Raw genomic sequence first — 25,526 nt, forward strand, 5'->3', positions numbered from 1 at the left:
TCACGGGTGCAGGGCGCTGCTGAGGCGCGATACGGCTCCACCCAGACCCCACCTGTGGGCGAGGGCGTCGACGAGTTCCGGCTGTGCCGGAGTGGCCGGAAGGGCCGGATCGAACGGCGGGAGCGGTACGTCGGCGGCCACCTGGACCACCTTCGGGGCCACGGCCAGGTAGGGACGGGACTCGTCCAGGCGCTTGCGCTGCGTGGGCGTCAGCTTCGACTTCGGATCGCCGATCGCCGCGATGATCCCGGCGAGCGAGCCGTAGGCGTCCAGGAGCTTCGCCGCCGTCTTCTCGCCGATGCCGGGGACGCCCGGCAGGCCGTCGCTCGGGTCCCCGCGCAGCAGCGCCAGGTCCGCGTAGCCGGGGCCGTCCACCCCGTACTTCTCGCGCAGCCAGGCCTCGTCCGTCACCTGGAGGGTGCCCACGCCCTTGAGGGGGTAGAGCACCCGGCGCTGCCGGGCGTCGTCCACCAGCTGGTACAGGTCCCGGTCGCCGGTGACGATGTCCACCGGGCCCGTCGCGCGGGCGGTGAGGGTGCCGATCACGTCGTCCGCCTCGTAACCGGCCACGCCCACACGGGCGATGCCGAAGGCGTCCAGCGCCGCCTCGATGATCGGGACCTGCGGGGCGAGCGTGTCGGGGGTTTCCTCCACGTCCGGGCCGGTCTCGGTCTCCACCGCGACCCGGTGGGCCTTGTACGAGGGGATCAGCTCCACCCGCCAGTGCGGCCGCCAGTCGGCGTCCATGCAGGCCACCAGGTCGTCCGGGCGGTGGTCCTGGACCAGCCGGCCGATGAAGTCGAGCAGCCCGCGCACGGCGTTGACCGGGGTTCCGTCGGGGGCCTTCACGGAGTCCGGCACGCCGAAGTAGGCCCGGTAGTAGAGGGAGGCGGTGTCCAGGAGCATCAGGCGTCGTGTCGTCACGCAGACGATGATGCCGCAACGCCGCCGACGGCCCGCCCGGGTGACCACGGACGGTGAGCGGACCGGTACGGGAACGCCCGTGCACGCGAAACGCGGGGCGGTTGCTGCGTAAGGTGCTTACAGCACACCGATGTGCGACGGACAAGGGGAGGGCAGCCCCGAAATGAACGACAGGGACGGCACGGACGGCCTGGACGACAAGAGCCCCAAGGGCATGGCCATGGACAAGGAAAAGGACAAGGACAAGGACGGCAAGGAACCGCTCCGGGTGGGCGTGGCCGTGCGCAAGCGGCGCCGCGCGCTCCATCTGACCCTTGCCGCCGTGTCGGCGCGCAGCGGGCTGTCGGTCCCCTTCCTGAGCCAGATAGAGAACGAGCGGGCCCGGCCCAGCATGCGGTCCCTGGAGCGGGTCGCCGACGCGCTGGAGACCACGGCCGTCGAGCTGCTCGCCGCGTCCGACACCGCGCGCACGGTGGACCTCGTACGGGCCGGGGACGAATCCGGGCTCACGCCGGTGCCGGGCGTACGGCCCCTCGTCCGCGGGCACCACCAGCTGCACGCCATGGAGTTCACCGGGGACCAGGACGCCGGGCGCGAGTACCAGCACCGCAACGACGAGCTGATGTACGTGGTCGCCGGCGCCTGCCAGGTGGAGGCGGAGGGGCGGGCGTACCGGCTGGAGAGCGGCGACGCGCTGTTCCTGTCGGGAGGCGTACGGCACCGCTGGCGGGCCGTCACCGAGGACACGCGGATCCTGGTGGTGGCGGTGGGCGAACACATCCACGCGACGTCCGAGCCGCCGTCGCCCGGGCGCTGAGCGGCGTGCGGCGGGTCGTTTCGCTGGTGCCGTCCCTGACCGAGGCGGTGGCCGTGAGCGCGCCCGGCCTGCTGGTCGGGGTCACGGACTGGTGCACGCACCCCGGGGACCTCGGGGGCGCGGTGCGGATCGGGGGGACGAAGAACCCCGACGTACGGCGGGTGGCGGAGCTGCGCCCGGACCTGGTGATCGCCAACGAGGAGGAGAACCGGCCCGCCGACCTGGCGGCGCTGCGGGCGGCCGGGGTGGAGGTGCTGGTCACCGAGGTACGGGACCTCCCGCAGGCCCTGCGGGAACTGGACCGGCTGCTGGTGGGGGTGCTGGGGCTGGCGAGGCCGGGGTGGCTGGCGGACGCCGAGGCCGCGTGGGCCCGGGTGGAGCCGGCCGCCGAGCTGAGGGCCTTCGTCCCCGTGTGGCGGCGGCCGTGGATGGTGCTGGGCCGGGACACCTTCGCGGGCGACCTCCTCGCCCGGCTGGGGGTGCGCAACGTCTACGCCGGGCACCCGGAGCGCTATCCGAGGATCCCGGCGGAGGAGCTCGCGGCCGCGGGCTGCGATCTGGTGGTGCTCCCGGACGAGCCGTACCGCTTCACCGCGCAGGACGGGCCGGAGGCCTTCCCGGGCCTGCCCGCCGCGCTGGTCAGCGGCCGCCACCTCACCTGGTACGGCCCCTCGCTCGCCGAGGCCCCGGCGGTACTGGCCGGGGCCCTGCGGGGCGTTCTCTAGCGGGGAGCGGCCAGGAGGCGGCCGGTGAAGAGGCCGTGCAGGGTGTGGGTGGCGGCGAGGAGCCAGGCGGTCAGCAGGGCGAGGAAGAGGGCCGCGGCGAGCCAGGCGAAGGCGGTCAGGCCGGTGTGGCGGGCCAGGCCGGCGGCGCCGGTGACGCAGGTGCCGACGGGGAAGGTCAGGGCCCACCAGGTCATCGCGAAGCCCATGCCGTTTCGGGCGGCCCGTACCAGCATGGCCGAGGCCAGGGCCAGCCACAGCAGGGCGAAGCCCATCACGGGGACCCCGTAGACGACCGCGAAGGCGCCGAGCGCGCCGGCGTAGGGGGCGCCGATCGACTGGGGGGCCATGTCGGCGAGCTGGTTCACGGCGGTGGTGGACTGGCCGAGGGGGCCGAGGACCAGGAAGAGCGTGGGGGTCAGGACCAGGGGGAGGGGGCCGCCCACGATCAGCCGGCCGAAGACCAGGGGGAGCATCAGCAGGGTGGCGAGCAGGCTGATGCCGAACATGGCGTAGCAGGCGAGCAGCAGGGCCTCGCGGGGCTGGCCGGCGGACAGGTGGGGTATCAGCAGGGGGCCGAGCGCGGCGGAGACCATGGGGGCGACCAGGGGGAGCAGCCAGACGGGGGTGGCCTGCTTCGCCTCGACCTTGTGGCGGACCACCATCAGGTAGGGCACCACCACTGCCATGACCAGGCCGATCGCGGTGCCGGCGGTGAACAGCACGGCGTCCGCGGCCACGGCGGCGCCGGTCCCGATCAGGTCCTTGCCGACGATGAGGGTGCCGCCGCCGACGGCCAGCAGGGCCATCGCGAGGCAGCCGTAGAAGGGGGCGACGGCGGGGTCGAGGAGATGGGCGCGGGCCTGGTCGCGGTGGCGCAGCCAGTGGCCGGCGCGGGCGGTGAGCAGTACGGCGAGGGCGGCGGCGGACAGCGCCCAGACGAGCTGACAGGCCACGCGCTGGCCGGGGAGCTGGTACGGGAGGGTGGCGCCGGCGTTGGCGACGATCGCCGTGCCCATGACGGAGGCGTACCAGTTGGGTCCGAGCTGCCGCAGGGCCTTGTGGGCCCGGGGGGCGGTCTCGGGGGTGGTGCCGGTGGTGCGGGGTCGCACGAGGGTGGTGGCCATGGATCCAGCGTGCCGCCGGGGCGGACCGGTAGGCAGAGGTCATGTTCCTATGAGGCCATAAACTGATGTTATGGGTAATGAGGAGTGGGTTCCGCTGGCACACCGGGTGCCGGACCTGGGGGCGCTGGAGCTGCTGCTCGCGGTCGCGCGCGTCGGCAGCCTGAGCGGCGCGGCCCGGCGGCTGGGGATCACCCAGCCGGCGGCGAGCAGCCGGATCCGGGCGATGGAGGCGAGGCTCGGGGTGGCCCTGGTGGACCGCTCGCCGCGGGGGTCGACGCTGACGGCGGAAGGCGCGCTGGTCACGGACTGGGCCCGGCGGGTGGTCGAGGCGGCGGAGGCCTTCGACGCGGGTGCGCAGGCGTTGCGGGGGCGGCGGGACTCGCGGCTGCGGGTGGCCGCCAGCATGACGATCGCGGAGTACCTGCTGCCGGGGTGGCTGATCGCACTGCGCGGGCAGCGGCCGGACACGGCGGTGTCGCTGCACGCCGGGAACTCGGCGGTGGTCGCGGAGCGGGTCCTCGCGCACGAGGCGGACCTCGGCTTCGTGGAGGGGCTGAGGGTCCCAGAGGGGCTGGACTCGGCGGTGATCGCGCAGGACCGGCTGGTGGTGGCGGTGGCGCCGGGCCACGCGTGGGCACGGCGCTCGAAGGGGGTGGAGGTGGCGGAGCTGGCGGCCGCGCCGCTGATCCTGCGGGAGCGGGGGTCGGGGACGCGGCAGGTGCTGGACGCGGCCCTGGCGGGGTGCGGGGGGCTGGCCGCCCCGCTGCTGGAGCTGGCCTCCACCACCGCGGTGAAGGCGGCGGCGTTGAGCGGGGCGGGGCCGTGTGTCCTGTCGGAGCTGGCGGTGGGGGACGAGCTGGCGGCCCGTCGGCTGGTGGAGGTGCCGGTGGCGGGCGCCGCCCTTGGGCGGGCCCTGCGGGCCGTCTGGCCGGCCGGTGCCCGGCCGGCGGGCCCGGCCCGTGACCTGCTGTCGCTGACCCGGGGGCCGTCCTAGCCGGGGCTTGCCGGGGTGCGGCGCCGTTGCGGGGGCTCTGCCCCCGGACCCCCGCGCCTCAATCGCCGGCGGGGACTGAACTTGCCGCTGCGAGGCAACCTCAGCCCCGTAGCGGTCAGGCCACCGGCACCGCTGTGCGGGCCACTGCCGCCTCGATCAGGGAGGCCATCACCCGGGTGTCCTTGTCGCGTTCCGGGTGCCACTGGACGCCCAGGACCCACCGGGCCGGGTCGGGGAGTTCGATGGCCTCCACCGTGCCGTCGAGCGCGTGGGCCGAGACGACCAGGCCGCGGCCAAGGCGGTCGACGGCCTGGTGGTGGTAGGTGGGGACCTCCGCCTGCTCCGGGACCAGGGCCGCGTACCGGGTGCCCGGGACCGGGCGGACCGGGTGCCAGGAGGTGTCGCCCGGGGTGTCGAAGTGGCCGTCGATGTGCTGGATCAGCGTGCCGCCGAGCGCCACGTTCAGCGCCTGCATGCCCCGGCAGATGCCGAGCACGGGTACGTCCTCCTCCAACGCGGCTGCGATCAGGGCGAGTTCCCAGTGATCGCGGACCGTCGCGGGGGCGCCCGTACGGGAGTCACGGGCGGCGCCGTAGTGGACCGGGTCCACGTCGGGGCCGCCCGCGACGACCAGGCCGTCCAGCCGGCTCAGCACCTCCGCCGCCGCCCCGGGTTCGTCCGGCGGCAGCAGCACGGCCGCGCCGCCCGCCGCCTGGACGAGTTCGTAGTACCCGGTCGGTACGAGGGACGTCGGGAGGTCCCACACCCCGTAACGGGTGGATTCCTCCACATAGGTGGTGATGCCGATGAGCGGCCGTGGCACGGGCTTTACCTCCGGAAGGCGATGCGGGCAGGGATCAGTCGCATGTCGGTCGTGGGTCGGTCGTGGGTCGGTCCCAGGTCAGGTGCGGGTCAGTCGCGGGTCAGTTCCGCCTCGGCTTGCGCCAGCGCCGCGAACTCCTCCTCGGGGGCCGAGGCCACGAGGTGGTGCCGACTGTAGAGCGCGAAGTAGGCGAGCGCGACGGCGTACACGGCCAGCGCGATGAAAGCCGCGTCCTTGTCCACCAGGAAGGTGGCGACCAGGGCCGAGAGGGCGAGTGCGAAGGCCACCGAGGAGGTCAGGACGCCGCCGGGGGTGCGGTACGGCCGCTCCAGGCCGGGCTCCCGGCGGCGCAGCACGATGTGCGAGAGGGCCATCAGGGCGTAGGAGATGGTCGCGCCGAACACGGCGATGTTCAGCATCCGCGCACCGTTCCCGGTGGCGGCGGCCAGCGCGAAGCCGATCGCGCCCGGGATCACCAGACCCAGGTACGGGGCCTTGCGCTTCGAGGTGAGCGAGAGCAGGCGGGGCAGGTAGCCGGCCCGGGAGAGGGCGAAGAGCTGGCGCGAGCCCGCGTAGATGAGCGAGAAGAAGGAGGCCACCAGTCCGGCGAGCCCCGCGTAGTTGACGAAGCGGCTCAGCGCGGTCGGACCGCCGTCCCCCTCCAGGGCCACGACCAGCGGGTTGCCCGCCGACTTGACGGCGTCGGCGCCCTGGGCGCCGGTCGCCGCGAAGAAGGTGATCAGTGCCAGCAGGGCGAGGATGCCCATGGAGATGGCGAGGGCCTTCGGCATGGAGCGGACCGGGTCCTTGGCTTCCTCGGCGGCCAGCGGAACGCCTTCCACACCCAGGAAGAACCACATGCCGAAGGGGAACGCGGCCCAGATGCCCAGGACGCCCAGCGGCAGCCAGGAGTTCGAGCCGAAGGCGCTCGCGTCGACCGGGATGTCGTTCAGGCCGTCGGCGCTGAACTCGGTGAAGGCGCCGACGGCGAAGATCAGCAGCGCGGCGACGGCGACGGCGGTCACGACGAGGCTGAACCGCAGCGCCTCGCCGACGCCCCAGAGATGGACTCCGATGAAGACGACGAAGCAGCCGAGGTAGACGGGCCAGCTGGAGGTGAGGCCGAAGAGGCCGAGGGATTCCACGTAGTCGCCGATGAAGATCACGATGGCGGCCGGGGCCAGGATGTACTCGATGAGGATGGCGGTGCCGGTGAGGAAGCCGCCCCAGGGGCCCAGCGCGCGGCGGGCGAATCCGTAGCCGCCGCCCGCCGTCGGCAGGATGGCGGAGAGCTCCGCCAGGGAGAAGACCAGGCAGGCGTACATCGCGCCCATCAGGACCGTGGCGATGGCGAGGCCGCCGAAGCCGCCCTTCTCGAGGCCGAAGTTCCAGCCGGAGAAGTCCCCGGAGACCACGTAGGCGACGCCGAGGCCGGTCAGGAGCAGCCAGCCGGCGCTGCCGCGGCGCAGCGTGCGCCGCTCAAGGTAGTCGTCGTGGCTGTCGCCGCCCTCGGGGGACGTGGTGGGTGCGGGCACGGCTGTCAGCCGTGCCTCGATGTCGTCGGCCATCGTGCGCTCCTGCCTCGGGGCAATGGTTGTGGGGCGTACCTTTGTCGTAGAGCGGTGGAGAGCGCAAGACCTCTGCGTTAAACAGAAGTTACGAAAACCTCCGGGCGGGCCGGACGGGTCATGCCAGGAAGCCCCGCAGCAGGGCCGCCGTGCCGCAGCAGTGCTCGCGCATCGTCTCGCGCGCACCGGCCGGATCCCGTTCCAGTACGGACTCCACCAGCGCGGTGTGCTGCTGCTGCGAGTGCTCCAGGTTGCGCACCAGCAGCGGGATGCAGTCCAGCAGATCGTTGACCGTGGCCCGGACGGCGGCGTACTGGGCCGTCAGAGAGGCGGACCCGGCCAGTTCGCAGAGGGTCAGGTGGAAGAGCGTGTCCTGGCGCCGGTAGTCGGCGAGCGGGGCGTCGTGGGTGGCGGTCAGCGCGCCGAGCAGCCGTTCGGCGCCCTCCTCGGTCAGCCCCTGCGAGGCGCAGAGGCCGGCCGCCCCCACCTCCAGGACCTCGCGGAACCGCAGGACGTCCTCGATGTCCACGCCCGCGACGCGCCGGCGCAGCTCCTCCTCGACGCCGCCCGCCGGGGTGTACGTGCGGGGCAGCACGAACGTTCCTCCGTACCGGCCGCGTCGCGCCTCCACCAGCCCCTGGTCCTGCAGGACCTTCAGCACCTCGCGCAGCGTGACCCGGCTGATCCCCATCCGCTCGGCCAGCTCGCGCTCGGGAGGAAGCCGTTCGCCGCCCGGCACCAGACCCAGCCGGACCACCTGGAGGATCTGCTCCAGCGCCTCCTCGAAACCGTTGCCCGCCCGTACCTGCCGCAGCACGGGATTCAGCCGCGCGATCGCGCCACCCTCGCTCGCCGTATCGGTCATCTCGGCTCCTCCCCTTCCCAAGCAATGGTTCTATTCAATACCTTAGGCCTCCTCGGCTCACCGAAGGAGAGATTCCCGTGGTAGACCGCAAGCCGCCGCTCGCGACCGAGGAGCTCCGCTCCCTGATCGCCAGCGGTGAGATCGACACAGTCGTCCTGGCCTTCCCCGACATGCAGGGGCGCCTTCAGGGCAAGCGGTTCGCCGCACAGTTCTTCCTGGACGAGGTCCTCGCGCACGGCACCGAGGGCTGCAACTACCTCCTCGCCGTCGACACCGACATGAACACCGTCGACGGATACGAGATGTCCTCCTGGGACCGGGGCTACGGCGACTTCGCCATGCACCCCGACCTCTCCACCCTGCGCCGCATCCCCTGGAACCCCGGCAGTGCCTTCCTCCTCGCCGACCTGGCCTGGAACGACGGCACGCCCGTCGTCGCCGGGCCCCGGCAGATCCTGCGCCGCCAGCTCGAGCGCCTCGCCGAGCACGGATACACCGCGATGGTCGGCACCGAGCTGGAGTTCATGGTCTTCCAGGACACCTACGAGCAGGCCTGGAACGCCAACTACCGCGGCCTGACCCCCGCCAACCAGTACAACATCGACTACTCCGTCCTCGGGACCGGACGCATCGAACCGCTGCTGCGCCGCATCCGCAACGAGATGCAGGCCGCGGGCCTGATCGTCGAGTCCGCGAAGGGGGAGTGCAACCTCGGCCAGCACGAGATCGCCTTCCGCTACGACGAGGCGCTGACCACCTGCGACCAGCACGCCGTCTACAAGACCGGCGCGAAGGAGATCGCCGCCCAGGAGGGCGTCTCGCTCACCTTCATGGCCAAGTACGACGAGCGCGAGGGCAACTCCTGTCACATCCACCTCTCACTGGCCGACGCCGACGGACGCAACGCGATGGCCGCCGCCGACGGGGACGACCAGGAACTCGGTATGTCACCGGTGATGCGGCACTTCCTGGCCGGTCAGCTGGCCGCGCTGCGCGACTTCTCCCTTCTCTACGCCCCGAACATCAACTCGTACAAGCGTTTCCGGCCGGGATCCTTCGCGCCGACCGCCGTCGCCTGGGGCGTGGACAACCGGACCTGCGCACTCCGAGTGGTCGGCCACGGCCGCTCCATGCGTTTCGAGAACCGGCTGCCCGGCGGTGACGTCAACCCGTACCTCGCCGTCGCCGGCCTGGTCGCGGCCGGGATCTACGGCATCGAGAACCGCCTCGAACTGCCCGAGGTGTGCACGGGGAACGCGTACACCGCCGACTACGCGCACGTCCCGGCGACCTTGCGCGAGGCCGCCGAGCTCTGGGAGAACAGCGAGATCGCCAAGGCCGCCTTCGGCCCCGAAGTGGTCGCCCACTACCGGAACATGGCCCGTGTGGAACTCGACGCGTACGACTCCGCGGTGACCGACTGGGAGCTGCGCCGCTCCTTCGAACGCCTGTAATCGCACCGACCGCACCGACCGCACCGACCGCACCGACCGCACCGACCGCACCGAACGTCTGAGAGGCACCACGTGTCCGATGCGCTGGCCCCACTCACTTTGAGAGTGCTGAATCCGGCCACCGAGGAAACCGTCGCCATCGTCCCGGCCGCCACACGGGACGACGTCGACGCCGCCGTCGCCCGTGCCGCCGCGGCCCAGCGCGGCTGGGCGGCGGCCGCCCCCGCCGACCGGGCCCGGCTCCTGCGCCGCTTCGCCGCCGTGGTCGACGGCCACGTCGAGGAACTGGCCCAGCTGGAGGTCCGCGAAGCCGGTCACACCATCGGCAACGCCCGCTGGGAAGCCGGCAACGTACGCGACCTGCTCGACTTCGCCGCCGGGGGAGTGGAACGGCTCTCCGGCCGCCAGATCCCCGTCGCCGGCGGCATCGACGTCACCTTCCTCGAACCCCTCGGCGTCATCGGCGTGATCGCCCCGTGGAACTTCCCCATGCCGATCGCCGCCTGGGGCCTGGCCCCGGCCCTCGCCGCAGGCAACGCCGTCATCCTCAAACCCGCCGAGACCACGCCGCTCACCGCGCTGCGCCTCGCCGAACTCGCCCTCGAAGCCGGGATCCCCGAGCACCTCTTCCAGGTGCTGCCCGGCCACGGAGCGGTCGCGGGCGACGCACTCGTCGAGCACCCGGGCGTGGCGAAGATCGTCTTCACCGGCTCCACCGGCGTCGGCAAGCAGATCATGGCCAAGTGCGCCGACCGGGTGAAGCGCGTCACCCTCGAACTCGGCGGCAAGAGCCCCAACATCGTCTTCGCGGACGCCGACCTGGAAGCCGCGGCGGCCGCGGCCCCGATGGCCTTCCTCGACAACACCGGCCAGGACTGCTGCGCCCGTACCCGGATCCTCGTACAGCGCTCCGTCTACGACCGCTTCCTGGAGCTCGTCGCCCCCGGCATCGAATCCGTGGCCGTCGGCGACCCCCTCGACGAGAAGACCCAGATGGGCCCGCTCATCTCGCGCACCCAGCTGGAGCGCGTACGGTCCTACGTCACCGCGGACCTCACCGCGATCCGCGGCAAGGCCCCCGAGGGCCCCGGCTTCTGGTACCCGCCGACCCTCGTCACGGACGTCGCCCCCACCGCGCCCGTCGCCGCCGAGGAGGTCTTCGGCCCGGTCGCCGTCGTCCTGCCCTTCGAGGACGAGGAGGACGCGGTACGCCTGGCCAACGCGACCGAGTACGGCCTCTCCGGCTCCCTCTGGACCCGCGACATCGGCCGCGCGCTGCGCGTCTCGCGCGCCGTCGCCGCCGGCAACCTGTCCGTCAACTCCCACAGCAGCGTCCGCTACTGGACCCCCTTCGGCGGCTACAAGCAGTCCGGCCTCGGCCGCGAGCTCGGACCCGACGCCCTCACCGCTTTCACCGAGACCAAGAACGTCTTCATCAGCACGGAGGCCTGAACCGCATGTCGAACGAGAAGAACGAAGAGATCGTCTGCCGCCGTCTGGTCGGCCGTACCGCCGTCATCACCGGAGCCGGCAGCGGCATCGGTCTCGCCACGGCCCGCCGCCTGGCCTCCGAGGGCGCCAACATCGTCTGCGGCGACATCGACGAGACGGCCGGCAAGGCCGCGGCCGAGGAGGTCGGCGGCACCTTCGTGAAGGTCGACGTCACCAGCCCCGAGGAGGTCGAGGCACTCTTCAAGACGGCCTTCGACACCTACGGCTCCGTCGACATCGCCTTCAACAACGCGGGCATCTCGCCGCCGGACGACGACTCCATCCTCACCACCGGCCTGGAGGCCTGGAAGCGCGTCCAGGACGTCAACCTCACCTCCGTCTACCTGTGCTGCAAGGCCGCGCTCCCCTACATGCAGCGCCAGGGCCGCGGCTCCATCATCAACACCGCCTCCTTCGTGGCCATCATGGGCGCCGCCACCTCGCAGATCTCCTACACCGCCTCCAAGGGCGGCGTCCTGGCCATGTCCCGCGAGCTCGGCGTGCAGTTCGCCCGCGAGGGCATCCGCGTCAACGCCCTGTGCCCGGGGCCGGTCAACACCCCGCTCCTCCAGGAGCTGTTCGCGAAGGACCCGGAGCGCGCCGCCCGCCGGATCGTGCACATCCCGCTGGGCCGGTTCGCCGAGCCCACCGAGATCGCCGCGGCCGTCGCCTTCCTCGCCAGCGACGACTCCTCCTTCATCAACGCGACCGACTTCCTGGTCGACGGCGGTATCTCCGGCGCGTACGTGACCCCGCTGTAGCCCGTCCGGTCAGCCGACCCGGTCGACCCCAGCCGACCAACAGCCGGGCGCCGCGAGGTGCCCGGCTGTTTCCTTTCCCGATTACCCCGAGGAGCAGCATGCAGAGCAGATGGGCGGCCCCCCTCGCCCTCATGGCGGTGACCGGTTCCGGTCTCCTCCTGGCACCGCCGGCCCAGGCGGGCCAGGCAGCCCAGGCGGGCGAGGCCGGGTGTTCCCGAGTGACGGTCGGCGCCGGCTGGTACGGGGACAACCAGGCCCGCCTCCAGCAGCTCGTCGACCAGTACGGCCGCTGCAACCCCCACCGGCCCGGCGGCGCCCGTACCAAGCCCGTCGCCGTCTTCGACTGGGACAACACCGTCGTCAAGAACGACGTCGGCGACGCCACGATGTTCTGGCTGCTGCGCAACGGCAGGATCCGCCAGCCCGCCCGCGGGGACTGGACCACCACCAGCCGCTTCCTCACCCCGGCCGCGGCCACGGCGCTGGCCCAGGCCTGCGGCCCGCTCGCCCGCCCCGGCACACCCCTGCCCACGGGCACCCTTGAGGGCGCGGGCTGCGCCGACGAGCTCAACAGCGTCTACGGCACGGCCGCCACCCGGACCGGCGCGGCCGCCTTCGCCGGCTGGGACCGCCGCACGAACGAGCCCTCGTACGCCTGGCTCCCGCAGCTGATGCAGGGCTGGACCGCCCGCGAGATCCGCGGCTTCGCCGCCGCCGCGCGCACCGAGAACCTCGCCGCGCCCATCGGCAGCGCGCAGCAGGTCGGCAGCGGCACCGCCACCGGCTGGGTCCGCTACTACGACGAGCAGAAGGACCTGATCAAGGGCCTGCGGAAGGCCGGCTTCGATGTCTGGATCAGCTCGGCCTCGCCGCAGCCGGTCGTCGAGGTGTGGGCCAAGGGCGTCGGCATCGACGCGGACCACGTGATCGGCATCCGCAACACCACCGCGCGGGACGGGAGGCTCACCGCCCACCTGCAGGGCTGCGGGTCCGTCGAGGACGGCGCCGACACGATGATCACGTACATCGACGGCAAGCGCTGCTGGATCAACAAGGAGATATTCGGCGTGCGCGGCGCGGCCGCCGAGAAGGTCCAGCCGGCCGCCCGCCGCCAGGTGTTCGCCGCGGGCGACTCCGACACCGACATCTCGTTCCTGCGCGACGCGACCGCCCTGCGGCTCGTCGTCAACCGCAACAAGAACGAGCTGATGTGCCGGGCCTACGACAACAGCGACGGCCGCTGGATCGTCAACCCCATGTTCATCGAGCCGAAGCAGCAGAAGGCCACCCCGTACCCGTGCTCCACGACGGGCTACGTCGGCCACGACGGCACCAAGGGCCCGGTCCTCCGGGGTGACGCGAGCGTCATCCCGGACCAGACGGACTCCGTCTTCCAGAAGGGGTCTTAAGGGGCCTAGAGGAAGGTGCGGCCCTCGCCCCGGTAGGTCGGGGCGGTGGCCGTCACCCGGTCGCCCTCCACCAGGTGCAGGGTGTCGAACCGCTCGCACAGCTCGCCCGCCTTCGCGTGGCGGAACCAGACCCGGTCGCCGATCAGCAGATCGTCGGCCGGGCTGCCGAGCAGCGGGGTCTGTACCTCGCCGGCTCCCTCCTGCGGGTCGTAGCGCAGCCCCTGGGGCAGGTACGGGACCGGGAGCCGGTCCGCGCCGGGCGCACCCGAGGCGGGATACCCGCCGCCGAGCACGGTCACCACACCCACCCCGGGCCTGCGCACCACCGGCTGGGCGAACAGGGCCGCCGGCCGCCCGCTGAACGAGGTGTAGTTGTCGAACAGCCGCGGCACGTAGAGCCCCGACCCGGCGGCGATCTCCGTCACCGCCTCCTCGGCGGCCGTCTCCGACACGCTGCCCGTCCCGCCGCCGTTGACGAACTCCAGGTCCGGCACCACCGCCCGCACGGCCCGCACCACCTCGGCTCGCCGTGCCGCCAGCTCCTTGCGGGCCGCGCTCTGCATGAGCCGGATCGCCCGCGACCGCACCGGCCGCCCGGCCAGTGCGTCCCCGACCCCGGCGACGTGGCCCTCGTACGCCATCAGCCCGACCACCCGGAACCCGGGCCGGGCACTGACGTCACGGGCCAGCGCGGCCAGCTGCCCGGGATCGCGCAGCGGCGACCGGCGCGCCCCGACCCGCACCCGCCCGCCGAACAGGTGCAGCGCGGTGTCCAGTTCCAGGCAGACCCGGACCTCCTGCGTGCCGCCGTCCCGCGACCGGTCGATGAGCTCCAGCTGCGCCACGTCGTCCACCATGACGGTGACGGCGGCGGCCAGCTTGGGATCGCCCGCCAGCTCGGCGAATCCGCCGCGGTCGGCGGACGGATAGGCGAGCAGCACGTCCTCGAACCCCGACCGGGCCAGCCACAGCGACTCGGCGAGGGTGTACGACATGATCCCGGCGAACCCGGGCCGGGCCAGGACCCGTTCGAGGAGCGCGCGGCACCGGACGGACTTGCTGGCCACCCGGACGGGCTTCCCGCCGGCCCGGCGCACGAGGTCGTCGGCGTTGGCGTCGAACGCGTCGAGGTCCACGATGGCCAGCGGCGCGTCCAGGTGCGCGGTCGCCCGGTCGTACCGGGCGCGATCGGCGGCGGGGGAGTTCATGGCGGGAGCTTGCCAGACGCGTCTACCGATGGGTAGGGGGTCGCAGCGCCCCGCTCGGGCCCGGGCCCCTGCCCCCTCGGGCCCCCTTCCGGCCCGGAGGACCGTAGAGTACGGGCAGGCAGCCGTACGGAACGGGGGGCGGAGCCGCCGGATGACCACGACGACACCGCGGACCGCGGTCCTGGGCGAGCCCGACCCGCCCCCGGAGCCGGCCCGGACCCCGCCGCCCCTCCCCGCGCAGCCGCGCCGCCGCCCGGGACGGGTCCTCGCCGCCGGGCTGTGCACCCTTCTCGGCATCGGGCTCATCGGCGGTGCCGGAGCCGGCGCCTGGCTCGAACACCGCGCCGCGCACCGCCCGTTGCCCGCCGACGCCGCCTACCGCAAGGCCGGGTCGCTGTGGCGCTCCGCCCCCGTGGACACCCTCTTCCCGCCGGTGCTCGCGGGCCCCTCGGCCGGCCCCGGCGGCTCGAACCGGATCTGGACCCGGATAGCGCTCGCACCGGACGCCGACTGCCCGGCCGCCCTCGCCGCCGACTGGCAGAACCTGCTGGCCGCCACCGGCTGCACCCGCGTGCTGCGCGCCACCTACACCGACGCCACCCGCAGCTTCCTGATCACCGTCGGGATGGTCTTCACCCCGGCCGACGCCCCCGCGATGACCGCCCTCACCGGCCGGCTCACCGCCCCGCTCGCGTACGGATTCGCCGACTCCCAGCGCGCCGCCTGGACCGCGTCCGTCATCGACAAGGCCCCCGCGGTCGTCTACGCCGTCTCCGCCTTCGCCGACGGCCGCCCGCTGGACGCGCCCCGCCCCGCGGAGGACGCGATGAAGAAGGACGCCACCGGAGCCGTCGCCCAGGCGGGCCTCGGCCACGAGGCCAAGGCCGTCGCCGACCGCATCGGCAACGGCCTCGCCGTCCTGGCCGCCCCGCCCGTCACTCCCGCCCCGGAGACCTCCCGGTGAAGCCCCGTCGGGCGCTCGTGCGAGGCGCCGCCGCCCTCGCCGCCGCCGCCGTCCTGACGGCCGTCACCGCGGCCCCCGCCGCCGCCGACACCATCCGCGACCGCCAGTGGGGACTGCTGGCCCTGCGCGCCGAAGAGGCCTGGGGCACCACCCGCGGCGACGGCGTGACCGTCGCCGTCCTGGACACCGGCGTGGACGACTCCCACCCCGACCTCGCCGGACGGGTCCTCGAGGGCCACGACCTCATCGGCATGGGCGCGGGCCGCGGCGACCGCGCATGGGCCCGTCACGGCACCGCCATGGCGAGCATCATCGCCGGGCACGGCCACGGCTCCGGCCAGGGGGTCCTCGGCATCGCCCCGCAGGCCAAGATCCTGCCCATCCGGGTGATCCTGGAGGAGGGCGACCCGGGCCGCGCCCAGGCCCGCGACAGCAAGGGCGGCGCCCTCGCCGACGGAATCCGCTGGGCCGCCGACCACGGCGCCGACGTGATCAACCTTTCCCTCGGCGACGACAGCGACTCCGCCCACCACGAGGCGGGGGAGGACGAGGCCGTCCAGTACGCCCTCACCAAGGGCGTGGTCGTCGTCGCCTCCGCGGGCAACGGCGGCGAGAGCGGCGACCGCGTCTCCTACCCGGCCGCCTACCCCGGGGTCATCGCCGTCACGGCCGTCGACCGGCGCGGCAACAAGGCCAAGTTCTCCACCCGCAACTGGTACGCCACCGTCAGCGCCCCCGGCGTCGACGTGGTCATCGCCGATCCCGACCGCTCGTACTACGAGGGGTGGGGCACCAGCGCCGCGGCGGCCTTCGTCTCCGGCGCCGCGGCCCTCGTCAAGGCCGCCCACCCGGACCTCTCCCCGGCCCAGATCAAGAAGCTGCTGGAGGACACCGCCTCCGACAGCCCGGCCGGCGGCCGCGACGACGCCCGAGGCCACGGGATGGTGGACCCCGCCGCCGCCCTCCAGGTCGCGGAGGCCATGCAGCCGGAGGCGCCGGTCCCCGCGCCCGCCGCGGCCGGACAGCAGTACTTCGGCCCCGGCCCCGACCCGGCCCGCCCGCCCGAGCGCGAGGCACGCCTCGGCGCCCCGGAGGCCGCGGCCGCCGGCGCCGTGCTGCTCGTGCTGGCCGCCGTACTGGCCCGGCGCCCGCGGCGGGTGACCCGGCACAGTAGGGTCGGGTAACTGTGGCGAACATGGCGAACAAGAACATTCCCGACCCGGGCTTCTCCGACGACGACGGCTCGGCCGACCCCCGGCTGAGCGCGGCCCTGGCCGCCTGGGCCGAGGACCGCTCGCACGAGCCGGAGGTGCTGGCGGCCCTGAAGGACGCCCGCCTGCTGGTCCCGGTCGTCGCCGTCCTCGGCGAGGTGGAGACCGACCCGGAGACCGGCCTCAAGCGCGAGAAGACCAGCGACATGGCCGTCCCGACCCTGCGCGCGGGCGACCGCCGGGCGCTGCCCGCCTTCACCTCGATCGCCTCGCTCGCGCTCTGGGACCCGGCGGCCCGGCCGGTGGCGGTCCCGCTGCACCAGGCGCTGGCGGCCGCCGCGCACGAGAAGGCCGACACCGTGGTCCTGGACCTGGCCGGCCCGGTCACCTACCAGCTGACCGGCTCCGCGCTGCTCGCGCTGGCCGAGGGCCGTACGCACGCGGGCCCGCTGGCCGATCCTGCCGTACGGGAGGCCGTACGGGCCGCCGTGGCGGCGGAGGAGGGCGTACTGCGCGCCTACCTCGGCCCCGGCGGCGCGGACTCCGACGGCACCCTCGCGATCGTGCCGGCCGAGGCCGGCCAGGCGCAGCAGGCGGCCCGCCGGGTCGCCGAGGCCCTGGCGGCGGACGAGACCCTGCGGGCCCGGCTGGTGCGCGGCCTGGACCTGGCGCTGCTGCCGCCGGACGCCCCGGCCCCGCCCGGCGAGGCGCTGTTCAGCCGCTGAACGACGAAGGGGCGGGGTTTCCGGGAACGATCCCGGAAACCCCGCCCCTCGGCGTACGGCGCCGACTCAGCCGAAGACGGGACCCGTGAACTTCTCGCCCGGCCCCTGGCCCGGCTCGTCCGGGACGATCGAGGCCTCCCGGAAGGCGAGCTGGAGCGACTTCAGGCCGTCCCGCAGCGGGGCTGCGTGGAAGGAGCTGATCTCGGTGGCGCTCGCGGTGACCAGGCCGGCCAGGGCCGTGATCAGCTTGCGGGCCTCGTCGAGGTCCTTGTGCTCGGAGTCGGGCTTGTCCAGGCCCAGGTTGACCGCCGCGGCGCTCAGCAGGTGCACGGCCACCGTGGTGATCACCTCGACGGCGGGGACGTCCGCGATGTCGCGGGTCATGGCGTCGTAGTCGGGTGATTCGGGTGCGGTGCCGGCAGCGGTGTCGGCGGGGAGGGTCGCGTCAGTCATGCTTCCCACGATAAGCCGGGCGCCGGACGCCCCCGACCGGAGCACCGGGTGAGCGGCTCTGGCGCGGAATGCTATATTGGGCTACGACCGGCCGGAGACTTATGTCCCCGGCCCACAAGTGGAGGCTCCGATCTCCCACCTGACCACCCTCCGGGGCGGCGGGTCACCGGTCAGGCGGCATCCATCGTTCCGTACGGACGATGGAAAGCTGCCCGAGTATGCGCCCCGCGGCTCGCACGCGTCGGTGCTCCGGTTGTTTTGGAGCCCCTGCCTGTGCCCGGCGGGGCTTTTTTCATTCTCCCGCTGCGGTCGGTCTGACGGAAATACACGTCAGCGGCTGTCTGCCAGGCAGCCGTGTGGTGCTACCGAGGAGGATCCATCAGCACCGAGCCCCGCATCAACGACCGGATTCGCGTTCCCGAGGTACGACTCGTCGGTCCCAGCGGCGAGCAGGTCGGCATCGTGCCGCTTGCCAAGGCGCTTGAGCTCGCGCAGGAGTACGACCTCGACCTGGTCGAGGTCGCGGCGTCCGCACGCCCGCCGGTCTGCAAGCTCATGGACTACGGCAAGTTCAAGTACGAGTCGGCCATGAAGGCCCGTGAGGCGCGCAAGAACCAGGCGCACACGGTCATCAAGGAAATGAAGCTCCGGCCGAAGATCGACCCGCACGACTATGACACCAAGAAGGGTCACGTCGTTCGGTTCCTCAAGCAGGGCGACAAGGTCAAGATCACGATCATGTTCCGTGGTCGCGAGCAGTCCAGGCCGGAACTCGGCTACCGACTGCTGCAGCGTCTCGCTTCGGACGTCGAGGACCTCGGGTTCATCGAGTCGAACCCGAAGCAGGACGGCCGAAACATGATCATGGTTCTCGGTCCGCACAAGAAGAAGACCGAGGCGATGGCCGAAGCCCGCGAGGCGCAGGCCGCCCGCAAGGCCGAGCGCCAGGGTGTTGCCCTCGCCGACGACGAGGCTCCTTCCGAGGAGACCGTCGAGGTGGAGGCCACTGAGGTCACCGAGGTCGAGGTCACCGAGGCTGCCGCCGAAGAGGCGCCCGCCCAGGAGCCGAACACCGAGGCCTGATTCCGAGGCAGCCCGTCTCGGATCACCGACACAACATGACGCTCCCGTGAGCCGGTCCATCACCGGACCGGTGGGAGCGCCACCGACGAGGAGATAACGGCGCTATGCCGAAGAACAAGACGCACAGCGGTTCCAAGAAGCGCTTCAAGATCACCGGCTCCGGCAAGGTGCTCCGTGAGCGCGCCGGCAAGCGCCACCTGCTCGAGCACAAGTCGTCCCGTGTCACCCGCCGCCTGACCGGCACCGCGGAGATGGCCCCCGGCGACGCCGCGAAGATCAAGAAGCTTCTCGGCAAGTGACGTCCTCCGCTCCCCTGGCGGGAGCGGGACGTCAAGACCGGGACCCCATCGAATTCGGGCCGTGTGAAGACAACCACGGCCCCGCTACAAGGAGTTAAAAAGTGGCACGCGTCAAGCGGGCAGTAAACGCCCACAAGAAGCGCCGGGCAATCCTCGAGGCGGCCTCCGGCTACCGCGGTCAGCGTTCGCGCCTGTACCGCAAGGCCAAGGAGCAGGTCACCCACTCGCTGGTCTACAACTTCAACGACCGCAAGAAGCGCAAGGGCGACTTCCGTCAGCTGTGGATCCAGCGCATCAACGCTGCTGCCCGCCAGAACGGCATGACGTACAACCGCCTCATCCAGGGTCTGAAGGCCGCCAACATCGAGGTGGACCGCAAGATCCTCGCCGAGCTGGCCGTCAACGACGCCAACGCGTTCGCCGCGCTGGTCGAGGTCGCGCAGAAGGCCCTCCCGGCCGACGTCAACGCCCCCAAGGCCGCTGCCTAAGGGCTAGCCGGCCGCTTCACGCGGTCGGCCCCCACGGACCCGCAGGCGACTCGCCTGCGGGTCCGTGTGCTTTCCCCCAGCCCCGGAACCCCGAGAAAGAACCGCAGACACCATGGGTCACCCCGACGAGCTGATCTCCCCCCGATCCCCGCGGGTGGCCGCCGCCAGGCGACTGGCCCGGCGCAACTTCCGCACCAAGGAGCGCCGGTTCATCGCCGAAGGCCCGCAGGCGGTCCGTGAGGCCGTCGAGCACCGCGGGGCCGAGGGGACGTCGACCCTGATCGAGCTGTTCGCCACCGTCGAGGCCGCCGAGCGCTACGCCGAGATCATCCACGCCGCGCTGGACGCCGGCGCCCGGGTGCACTACGCCTCCGACGAGGTGCTCGCCGAGGTCTCGCAGACCGTCACCCCGCAGGGCCTCGTCGGCGTCTGCCACTTCCTCGACTCGCCCTTCGAGGACATCCTGGAGGCCCGGCCCAAGCTGGTCGCCGTCCTCGCGCACGTCCGCGACCCCGGCAACGCCGGCACGGTGCTGCGCTGCGCGGACGCCGCCGGAGCCGATGCCGTCGTCCTGACCGACGCCTCGGTGGACCTGTACAACCCCAAGTCCGTACGGGCCTCCGTGGGCTCCCTCTTCCACCTCCCGGTCGCGGTCGGCGTCCCGGTGGAGCAGGCCGTCGCCGGGCTGCGCGCGGCGGGCGTACGGATCCTGGCGGCCGACGGGGCCGGCGAGGACGACCTCGACGCCGAGCTGGACGCGGGCACCATGGGCGGGCCCTCGGCCTGGGTGTTCGGCAACGAGGCCTGGGGTCTGCCCGAGGAGACCCGGGCCCTCGCGGACGCCGTCGTACGGGTCCCGATCCACGGCAAGGCGGAGAGCCTGAACCTCGCGACGGCCGCCGCCGTGTGCCTCTACGCCTCCGCGCGTGCACAGCGGGCGCCCGGAGGGTGCCGCTCCGTGACCCCCAGCTAGTAATGTGGCGGCCCGGGGGGCCCACTGCGCTACTCGGAGATGTGGGGTACGGGGACATGACCGTCGGTACGAACAGCTCACCGGTGGCCGCCGGAGCCAGGGCCGCGGCCGAGGAGCGGCCCGGCCCGGCCGGCGGCACGCCGGTGGCCGAAGCCCCGCAGGCCCCCGCGAGCCGCCGCCCCGACGGGCTGTGCGGCGTGCCGCCACAGGCGGCCGGCCCGGGCCTCGCGGCCCGTCGGGCGGGCCAGGCCGAGGCCGCCCTCGGGACCGGCTTCGGGATCGATCCGGACGACCTGCCCGACGGGCTCGTCGTCGCCGACGACACCGGGCGGGTGATCTGCTTCAACTCCGCCGCCGCACGGATCACCGCACTGGCGCCGGACCAGGCGCTCGGCAACCGCATCGACCGCGCGCTGCCCCTCGAGGACCTCGAAGGCCGCCGCTGGTGGGCGCTGACCGACCCGTACGGGGGCCTCGCCACCCGCCGCGGGCAGCCCGAGCGGAACCTGCTGCTCCCCGGCGGCCGCGAGGTGCTGGTCTCCGCCCGCTACGTCCGTACCCACCCCACCGGCCCGCTGCGCAGCCTCGTCGTCACCCTGCGCGGCACCGAGGCCCGCCGCCGCACCGAGCGCAGCCACGCCGAGCTGATCGCCACCGTCGCCCACGAGCTGCGCTCCCCGCTGACCTCCGTCAAGGGGTTCACCGCGACCCTGCTCGCCAAGTGGGAGCGGTTCACCGACGACCAGAAGCGGCTGATGCTGGAGACCGTCGACGCCGACGCCAACCGCGTCACCCGCCTCATCGCCGAGCTCCTCGACATCTCCCGCATCGACTCCGGCCGGCTGGAGGTCCGCCGCCAGCCGGTCGACATCGCCACCGCCGTCGGCCGCCACGTCCAGGCACTCACCGCGAACGGCCAGGCCCCCGAGCGGTTCCTCGTACGGGTCAGCCGCCCCCTCCCCGATCTGTGGGCCGATCCGGACAAGATCGACCAGATCCTCGGCAACCTCCTCGAAAATGCGGTGCGCCACGGAGAGGGAACGGTCACCATCGACGTATCGCCGCATGAGAAGGGAACCGCCGTCACCGTGACCGACGAAGGCCCCGGGATCCCCGAGGAGTCGATGAAGCGTGTCTTCACCCGCTTCTGGCGGGGGAGCAAGCGCGGCGGCACCGGCCTGGGCCTGTACATCGTCAAGGGCATCGTGGAGGCCCACGGCGGCACCATCACGGTCGGCCGCGGCCCCGGCGGCGGCGCCGAGTTCCGATTTATCCTGCCCGTGAGCGCCCCGGCCTACCTCACGCAGTAGCACCGCGGAGCGTCTCGCCAGGCGGCCCACGGGCTCCTTAACCCCCAGCGACCTTTAGACTCGTCCTTTGGCACCTTTGTGTCTCTGTGTCGATCGGTCTGATCGTGCCGTACGGGGACCACCAGCCAGCCATCGGAAGTACGGGAAGAGATGTCGGCACCGAACAAGTCGTACGACCCTGTCGAGGTCGAGGCACTGAAACCGGAAGAGATCGAGCGCATGCGGGACGAGGCGCTCGCCGCCTTCGCGTCCGCCGGCGACCTCGACGCGCTGCGTGAGGCGAAGACCGCGCACATGGGCGACCGCTCGCCCCTGGCGCTCGCCAACCGCGAGATCGGCGCGCTGCCCCCGCAGGCCAAGGCCACCGCGGGCAAGCTCGTGGGCCAGGCCCGCGGCGCCGTGAACAAGGCCTTCGGGGCCCGCACGGTCGCGCTCGAAGCCGAGCGGGACGAGCGGGTGCTGGTCGAGGAGGCGGTGGACGTCACGCTGCCCTACGACCGCGTGCCCGCCGGCGCCCGGCACCCCCTGACCACGCTGATGGACCGCATCGCGGACATCTTCGTGGCCATGGGGTACGAGGTCGCCGAGGGGCCCGAGGTCGAGGCGGAGTGGTTCAACTTCGACGCCCTCAACTTCACGCCCGACCACCCGGCGCGCCAGATGCAGGACACCTTCTTCGTCCAGGGGCCCGAGGGCACCGAGGGCGACGAGTCCGGCGTCGTGCTGCGCACCCACACCTCCCCGGTGCAGGCGCGCTCGCTGCTGGAGCGCAAGCCCCCCGTCTACATCGTCTGCCCGGGCCGGGTGTACCGCACCGACGAGCTCGACGCGACGCACACCCCGGTCTTCCACCAGGTCGAGCTGCTGGCCGTGGACGAGGGCCTGACCATGGCCGACCTCAAGGGCACCATGGACCACATGGTCCAGGAGCTGTTCGGCGAGGGCACCACCACGCGCCTGCGTCCGCACTTCTTCCCGTTCACCGAGCCGTCCGCCGAGATGGACATGCAGTGCTACGTGTGCCGCGGCGAGTCGGTGGGCAACCCCGACCGCCCGTGCCGTACCTGCTCCAGCGAGGGCTGGATCGAGCTCGGCGGCTGCGGCATGGTCAACCCCAAGGTGCTCATCGCCTGCGGCGTGGACCCCGAGAAGTACAGCGGGTTCGCCTTCGGGTTCGGCATCGAGCGGATGCTGATGTTCCGCCACAACGTAGAAGACATGCGAGACATGGTCGAGGGTGACGTCCGTTTCACCCGGCCGTTCGGGAGTGAGATCTGATGCGCGTCCCGCTTTCCTGGCTGCGGGAGTACGTCGACCTCCCCGCAGGTGAGACCGGTCGCGACGTGGCGGCCAAGCTCGTCGACGCCGGCCTCGAGGTCGAGACCGTCGAGCAGCTCGGCGGCGGCCTCAAGGGCCCCCTCGTCGTCGGCAAGGTGCTGACCATCGAGGAGCTCGAGGGCTTCCGCAAGCCGATCCGCTTCTGCACGGTCGACGTCGGCCAGGCCAACGGCACCGGCGAACCGCAGGAGATCGTCTGCGGCGCCCGGAACTTCTCCGTCGGTGACAAGGTCGTCGTGGTCCTGCCCGGCGCGGTGCTGCCCGGCGACTTCGCGATCGCCGCGCGCAAGACGTACGGCCGCACCTCGCACGGCATGATCTGCTCCGGCGACGAGCTGGGCATGGGCGACGACGGCACGCACGGCATCATCGTGCTGCCGCCCGAGCACGAGGTCGGCACCGACGCGATCGAGCTGCTCCAGCTCGTCGACGAGGTCCTCGACATCGACATCACCCCGGACCGCGGCTACTGCATGTCGATGCGCGGCGTCGCCCGCGAGGCGGCGACCGCGTACGGCCTGCCGCTGCGCGACCCGGCGCTGCTCGACGTCCCGGTGCCGAACTCGTACGGCTACCCGGTCAAGGTCGACGACCCGGCCGGCTGCGACCGCTTCACCGCCCGTACGGTGACCGGCCTCGACCCCGAGGCGCGCTCCCCGATCTGGCTGACCCGCCGCCTGCAGAAGGCGGGCATGCGCCCGATCTCGCTCGCCGTCGACATCACCAACTACGTGATGCTCGAGCTCGGCCAGCCGCTGCACGCCTACGACCGCTCCAGCATCGACGGCACCATCGGTGTCCGCCGCGCCGAGCAGGGCGAGAAGTTCACCACCCTCGACGGGGTCAAGCGCACGCTCGACGCCGAAGACCTGGTGATCACCGACAACAGCGGGCCGATCGGCCTCGCCGGTGTCATGGGCGGCGCCAACACCGAGATCGCCGACTCCGTGACCGACCCCGAGACGGGCCAGGTCACGGGGACCACGGACGTGGTCATCGAGGCCGCGCACTTCGACTCCGTGTCGATCTCGCGCACCGCCCGCCGCCTGAAGCTCTCCTCCGAGGCCTCCAAGCGCTTCGAGCGGGGCGTCGACCCGCTGGCCGCCGCCGCGGCCGCGCAGCGGACCGTCGACCTGCTCGTGCTCCTCGCGGGCGGCACCGCCGAGGCCGGCGTCACCGAGTTCCTCGCCCCGGGCGCCCCGCGCACCATCGCGATGGGCGCGGACCACCCGGACCGGGTCGCGGGCATGGACTACGGCCGCGAGACCGTCGTACGCCGCCTCCAGGAGATCGGCTGCGACGTCTACGGCCAGGACGAGCTCGTCGTGACCGTCCCCTCGTGGCGGCCCGACCTCGCCGAGCCCAACGACCTCGCCGAAGAGGTCATCCGGCTCGAGGGCTACGGGAACCTCCCGTCGACCCTTCCCCAGGTGCCCTCCGGCCGCGGTCTCACCCCCCGGCAGCAGCTGCACCGCCGGGTCGGCCGCGCGCTGGCCGGCGCCGGCTACGTGGAGGCGCTGAGCTACCCGTTCCTCGGCGAGCCGGTCTTCGACCAGCTCCAGCTCCCCGCGCACGACGCCGCCCGCCAGGTCGTCAAGCTGGTCAACCCGATCTCCGACGAGGAGCCGGCGCTGCGCACCACGCTGCTGCCGGGTCTGCTCGGCGCGCTGCGCCGCAACGACAGCCGGGGCAGCCACGACCTCGCGCTCTTCGAGACCGGTTCGGTCTTCCTGGCCGGCCCGCGGCCCGGTGTGGCCGTACGGCTGCCCGTCGACCGCCGTCCCACGGACGAGGAGATCGGCACCCTGAACGCGGCCCTGCCCGCGCAGCCGCGGTACGCCGCGGTCGTGCTGGCCGGTGGACGCGAGCAGGCCGGCTGGTGGGGCAAGGGCCGCCCGGCCGACTGGGCGGACGCCGTCCAGGCCGCGCGCTCGCTGGCCGTCGAGGCCGGCGCGGAGCTCGTCGTCCGCCAGGGCCGGTACGGCCCCTGGCACCCGGGCCGCTGCGCCGAGCTGGTCGTCACCCTCGACGGGGTCGAGCAGGTCATCGGCCACGCCGGTGAGCTGCACCCGCGCGTGGTCAAGGCGATGGGCCTGCCGGCCCGCACCAGCGCGATGGAGCTCGACCTGGACCGCCTCGCGGCGGCCGGCGGCGAGGCCCTCCAGGCGCCCCGGATCTCCTCCTTCCCGGTGGCGACCCAGGACGTCGCGCTGATCGTGGACGCGTCGGTTCCGGCGTCGGACGTGGAGGCCGCGCTGCGCAAGGGCGCGGGCGAACTCCTCGAGTCGCTCCGGCTGTTCGACGTGTTCACCGGTGAGCAGGTAGGCGAGGGCAAGAAGTCCCTGGCGTACGCGCTGCGCTTCCGCGCGGCCGACCGCACGCTGACCGCCGAGGAGTCCACGGCCGCGCGCGACGCGGCGGTGGCGCTCGCGGGCGAGCGGACCGGGGCGGTGCTCCGGGGCGCGTAGCCGCCCGCCTGCAAGGCCTGTTGAGGGGCGCATCCGGACCACCGGGTGTGC

24 protein-coding genes are annotated in these 25,526 nt (G+C 72.9%); 17 read left to right on the forward strand and 7 right to left on the reverse strand.

What is annotated here, in order from left to right; genetic code table 11:
• On the reverse strand, window positions 1–906 hold the full coding sequence (locus OHA89_RS29145) for a 5'-3' exonuclease (RefSeq protein ID WP_266612489.1): 906 nt from the start codon (window positions 904–906) through the stop codon (window positions 1–3).
• Between the two features lie 238 nt (window positions 907–1,144).
• Here OHA89_RS29145 and OHA89_RS29150 point away from each other — a divergent pair, with 238 nt between their 5' ends.
• Complete coding sequence (locus OHA89_RS29150; RefSeq protein ID WP_257559505.1) at window positions 1,145–1,741, forward strand: helix-turn-helix domain-containing protein; 597 nt, start codon at window positions 1,145–1,147, stop codon at window positions 1,739–1,741.
• 5 nt (window positions 1,742–1,746) lie between these two features.
• Window positions 1,747–2,466, forward strand: a complete 720-nt coding sequence (locus tag OHA89_RS29155) for a helical backbone metal receptor (protein ID WP_406367447.1) — start codon at window positions 1,747–1,749, stop codon at window positions 2,464–2,466.
• Here OHA89_RS29155 and OHA89_RS29160 read toward each other — a convergent pair.
• Window positions 2,463–3,590, reverse strand: coding sequence for a TDT family transporter (locus OHA89_RS29160; protein ID WP_266610668.1), 1,128 nt, complete (start codon window positions 3,588–3,590; stop codon window positions 2,463–2,465). The genes OHA89_RS29155 and OHA89_RS29160 overlap by 4 nt on opposite strands.
• Before the next feature lie 70 nt (window positions 3,591–3,660).
• Between OHA89_RS29160 and OHA89_RS29165 the strand changes: the two genes are divergently transcribed.
• The gene (locus OHA89_RS29165) at window positions 3,661–4,584 is read left to right on the forward strand and encodes a LysR family transcriptional regulator (protein WP_266610670.1); all 924 of its coding nucleotides are present in this window, start codon (window positions 3,661–3,663) and stop codon (window positions 4,582–4,584) included.
• 115 nt (window positions 4,585–4,699) lie between these two features.
• Here the strand turns inward: OHA89_RS29165 and OHA89_RS29170 are convergent, their stop codons facing one another.
• The 3 genes from OHA89_RS29170 to OHA89_RS29180 all read right to left on the reverse strand — a co-directional run bounded on the left by OHA89_RS29170 (window position 4,700) and on the right by OHA89_RS29180 (window position 7,840).
• Window positions 4,700–5,407 carry a gamma-glutamyl-gamma-aminobutyrate hydrolase family protein gene (locus OHA89_RS29170; RefSeq protein ID WP_215140799.1) on the reverse strand — a complete coding sequence of 236 codons (708 nt, stop codon included), beginning with the start codon at window positions 5,405–5,407 and terminating at the stop codon, window positions 4,700–4,702.
• Window positions 5,408–5,496: 89 nt separating this feature from the next.
• Window positions 5,497–6,975: an ethanolamine permease gene (gene eat, locus OHA89_RS29175; RefSeq protein ID WP_257557073.1), complete on the reverse strand. Its 1,479-nt coding sequence runs from the start codon at window positions 6,973–6,975 to the stop codon at window positions 5,497–5,499.
• A 118-nt stretch (window positions 6,976–7,093) separates the two neighbouring features.
• Window positions 7,094–7,840 (reverse strand): FadR/GntR family transcriptional regulator, encoded by a 747-nt coding sequence (locus OHA89_RS29180; protein ID WP_215140800.1) that lies wholly within the window; start codon window positions 7,838–7,840, stop codon window positions 7,094–7,096.
• 77 nt (window positions 7,841–7,917) lie between these two features.
• Between OHA89_RS29180 and OHA89_RS29185 the strand changes: the two genes are divergently transcribed.
• The 4 genes from OHA89_RS29185 to OHA89_RS29200 all read left to right on the forward strand — a co-directional run bounded on the left by OHA89_RS29185 (window position 7,918) and on the right by OHA89_RS29200 (window position 12,955).
• Complete coding sequence (locus tag OHA89_RS29185) at window positions 7,918–9,294, forward strand: glutamine synthetase family protein (protein WP_215140801.1); 1,377 nt, start codon at window positions 7,918–7,920, stop codon at window positions 9,292–9,294.
• 105 nt (window positions 9,295–9,399) lie between these two features.
• A complete protein-coding gene (locus tag OHA89_RS29190) occupies window positions 9,400–10,746 on the forward strand; it encodes an aldehyde dehydrogenase (RefSeq protein WP_374199226.1) in 1,347 nt (448 codons plus the stop codon).
• 5 nt (window positions 10,747–10,751) lie between these two features.
• Window positions 10,752–11,546, forward strand: coding sequence for a 3-oxoacyl-ACP reductase (locus OHA89_RS29195; protein WP_406367450.1), 795 nt, complete (start codon window positions 10,752–10,754; stop codon window positions 11,544–11,546).
• Between the two features lie 98 nt (window positions 11,547–11,644).
• Entirely contained in the window at window positions 11,645–12,955 is a 1,311-nt protein-coding gene (locus OHA89_RS29200) for a haloacid dehalogenase-like hydrolase (RefSeq protein ID WP_406367451.1), read from the forward strand.
• A 5-nt stretch (window positions 12,956–12,960) separates the two neighbouring features.
• Here the strand turns inward: OHA89_RS29200 and OHA89_RS29205 are convergent, their stop codons facing one another.
• Complete coding sequence (locus OHA89_RS29205; protein WP_266947101.1) at window positions 12,961–14,163, reverse strand: amino acid deaminase/aldolase; 1,203 nt, start codon at window positions 14,161–14,163, stop codon at window positions 12,961–12,963.
• A 151-nt stretch (window positions 14,164–14,314) separates the two neighbouring features.
• Here OHA89_RS29205 and OHA89_RS29210 point away from each other — a divergent pair, with 151 nt between their 5' ends.
• From OHA89_RS29210 to OHA89_RS29220, 3 genes are read left to right on the forward strand one after another with little or no spacing between them, the layout of a single operon-like run.
• Window positions 14,315–15,127 carry a hypothetical protein gene (locus OHA89_RS29210; protein ID WP_266610678.1) on the forward strand — a complete coding sequence of 271 codons (813 nt, stop codon included), beginning with the start codon at window positions 14,315–14,317 and terminating at the stop codon, window positions 15,125–15,127.
• A complete protein-coding gene (gene mycP, locus OHA89_RS29215) occupies window positions 15,124–16,311 on the forward strand; it encodes a type VII secretion-associated serine protease mycosin (protein ID WP_406367454.1) in 1,188 nt (395 codons plus the stop codon). The genes OHA89_RS29210 and mycP overlap by 4 nt, the downstream gene beginning before the upstream one ends.
• 11 nt (window positions 16,312–16,322) lie before the next feature.
• Window positions 16,323–17,063 carry an SseB family protein gene (locus tag OHA89_RS29220; RefSeq protein ID WP_257557076.1) on the forward strand — a complete coding sequence of 247 codons (741 nt, stop codon included), beginning with the start codon at window positions 16,323–16,325 and terminating at the stop codon, window positions 17,061–17,063.
• A gap of 66 nt (window positions 17,064–17,129) precedes the next feature.
• On the opposite strand, the gene OHA89_RS29225 is transcribed toward OHA89_RS29220, so the two are convergent.
• Window positions 17,130–17,516 carry a DUF1844 domain-containing protein gene (locus tag OHA89_RS29225; protein WP_215140808.1) on the reverse strand — a complete coding sequence of 129 codons (387 nt, stop codon included), beginning with the start codon at window positions 17,514–17,516 and terminating at the stop codon, window positions 17,130–17,132.
• A gap of 354 nt (window positions 17,517–17,870) precedes the next feature.
• Here OHA89_RS29225 and infC point away from each other — a divergent pair, with 354 nt between their 5' ends.
• The 7 genes from infC to pheT all read left to right on the forward strand — a co-directional run bounded on the left by infC (window position 17,871) and on the right by pheT (window position 25,475).
• Complete coding sequence (gene infC / locus OHA89_RS29230) at window positions 17,871–18,599, forward strand: translation initiation factor IF-3 (RefSeq protein ID WP_257557079.1); 729 nt, start codon at window positions 17,871–17,873, stop codon at window positions 18,597–18,599.
• 104 nt (window positions 18,600–18,703) lie between these two features.
• Window positions 18,704–18,898 (forward strand): 50S ribosomal protein L35, encoded by a 195-nt coding sequence (gene rpmI, locus OHA89_RS29235; protein WP_030387121.1) that lies wholly within the window; start codon window positions 18,704–18,706, stop codon window positions 18,896–18,898.
• Window positions 18,899–18,999: 101 nt separating this feature from the next.
• Entirely contained in the window at window positions 19,000–19,386 is a 387-nt protein-coding gene (gene rplT / locus OHA89_RS29240) for a 50S ribosomal protein L20 (RefSeq protein WP_007263143.1), read from the forward strand.
• Window positions 19,387–19,498: 112 nt separating this feature from the next.
• Entirely contained in the window at window positions 19,499–20,359 is an 861-nt protein-coding gene (locus OHA89_RS29245) for a TrmH family RNA methyltransferase (RefSeq protein ID WP_406367457.1), read from the forward strand.
• Window positions 20,360–20,415: 56 nt separating this feature from the next.
• A complete protein-coding gene (locus tag OHA89_RS29250; RefSeq protein ID WP_406367459.1) occupies window positions 20,416–21,669 on the forward strand; it encodes an ATP-binding protein in 1,254 nt (417 codons plus the stop codon).
• A gap of 150 nt (window positions 21,670–21,819) precedes the next feature.
• Window positions 21,820–22,947 (forward strand): phenylalanine--tRNA ligase subunit alpha, encoded by a 1,128-nt coding sequence (pheS, locus tag OHA89_RS29255; RefSeq protein ID WP_215149641.1) that lies wholly within the window; start codon window positions 21,820–21,822, stop codon window positions 22,945–22,947.
• Window positions 22,947–25,475: a phenylalanine--tRNA ligase subunit beta gene (gene pheT, locus OHA89_RS29260; RefSeq protein ID WP_266610686.1), complete on the forward strand. Its 2,529-nt coding sequence runs from the start codon at window positions 22,947–22,949 to the stop codon at window positions 25,473–25,475. Before pheS ends, pheT begins: the two co-directional genes overlap by 1 nt.
• Window positions 25,476–25,526: the final 51 nt, after the last annotated feature.

This window comes from Streptomyces sp. NBC_01546 (assembly GCF_045208355.1).
In the GTDB taxonomy this organism is placed as follows: Bacteria; Actinomycetota; Actinomycetes; order Streptomycetales; family Streptomycetaceae; genus Streptomyces.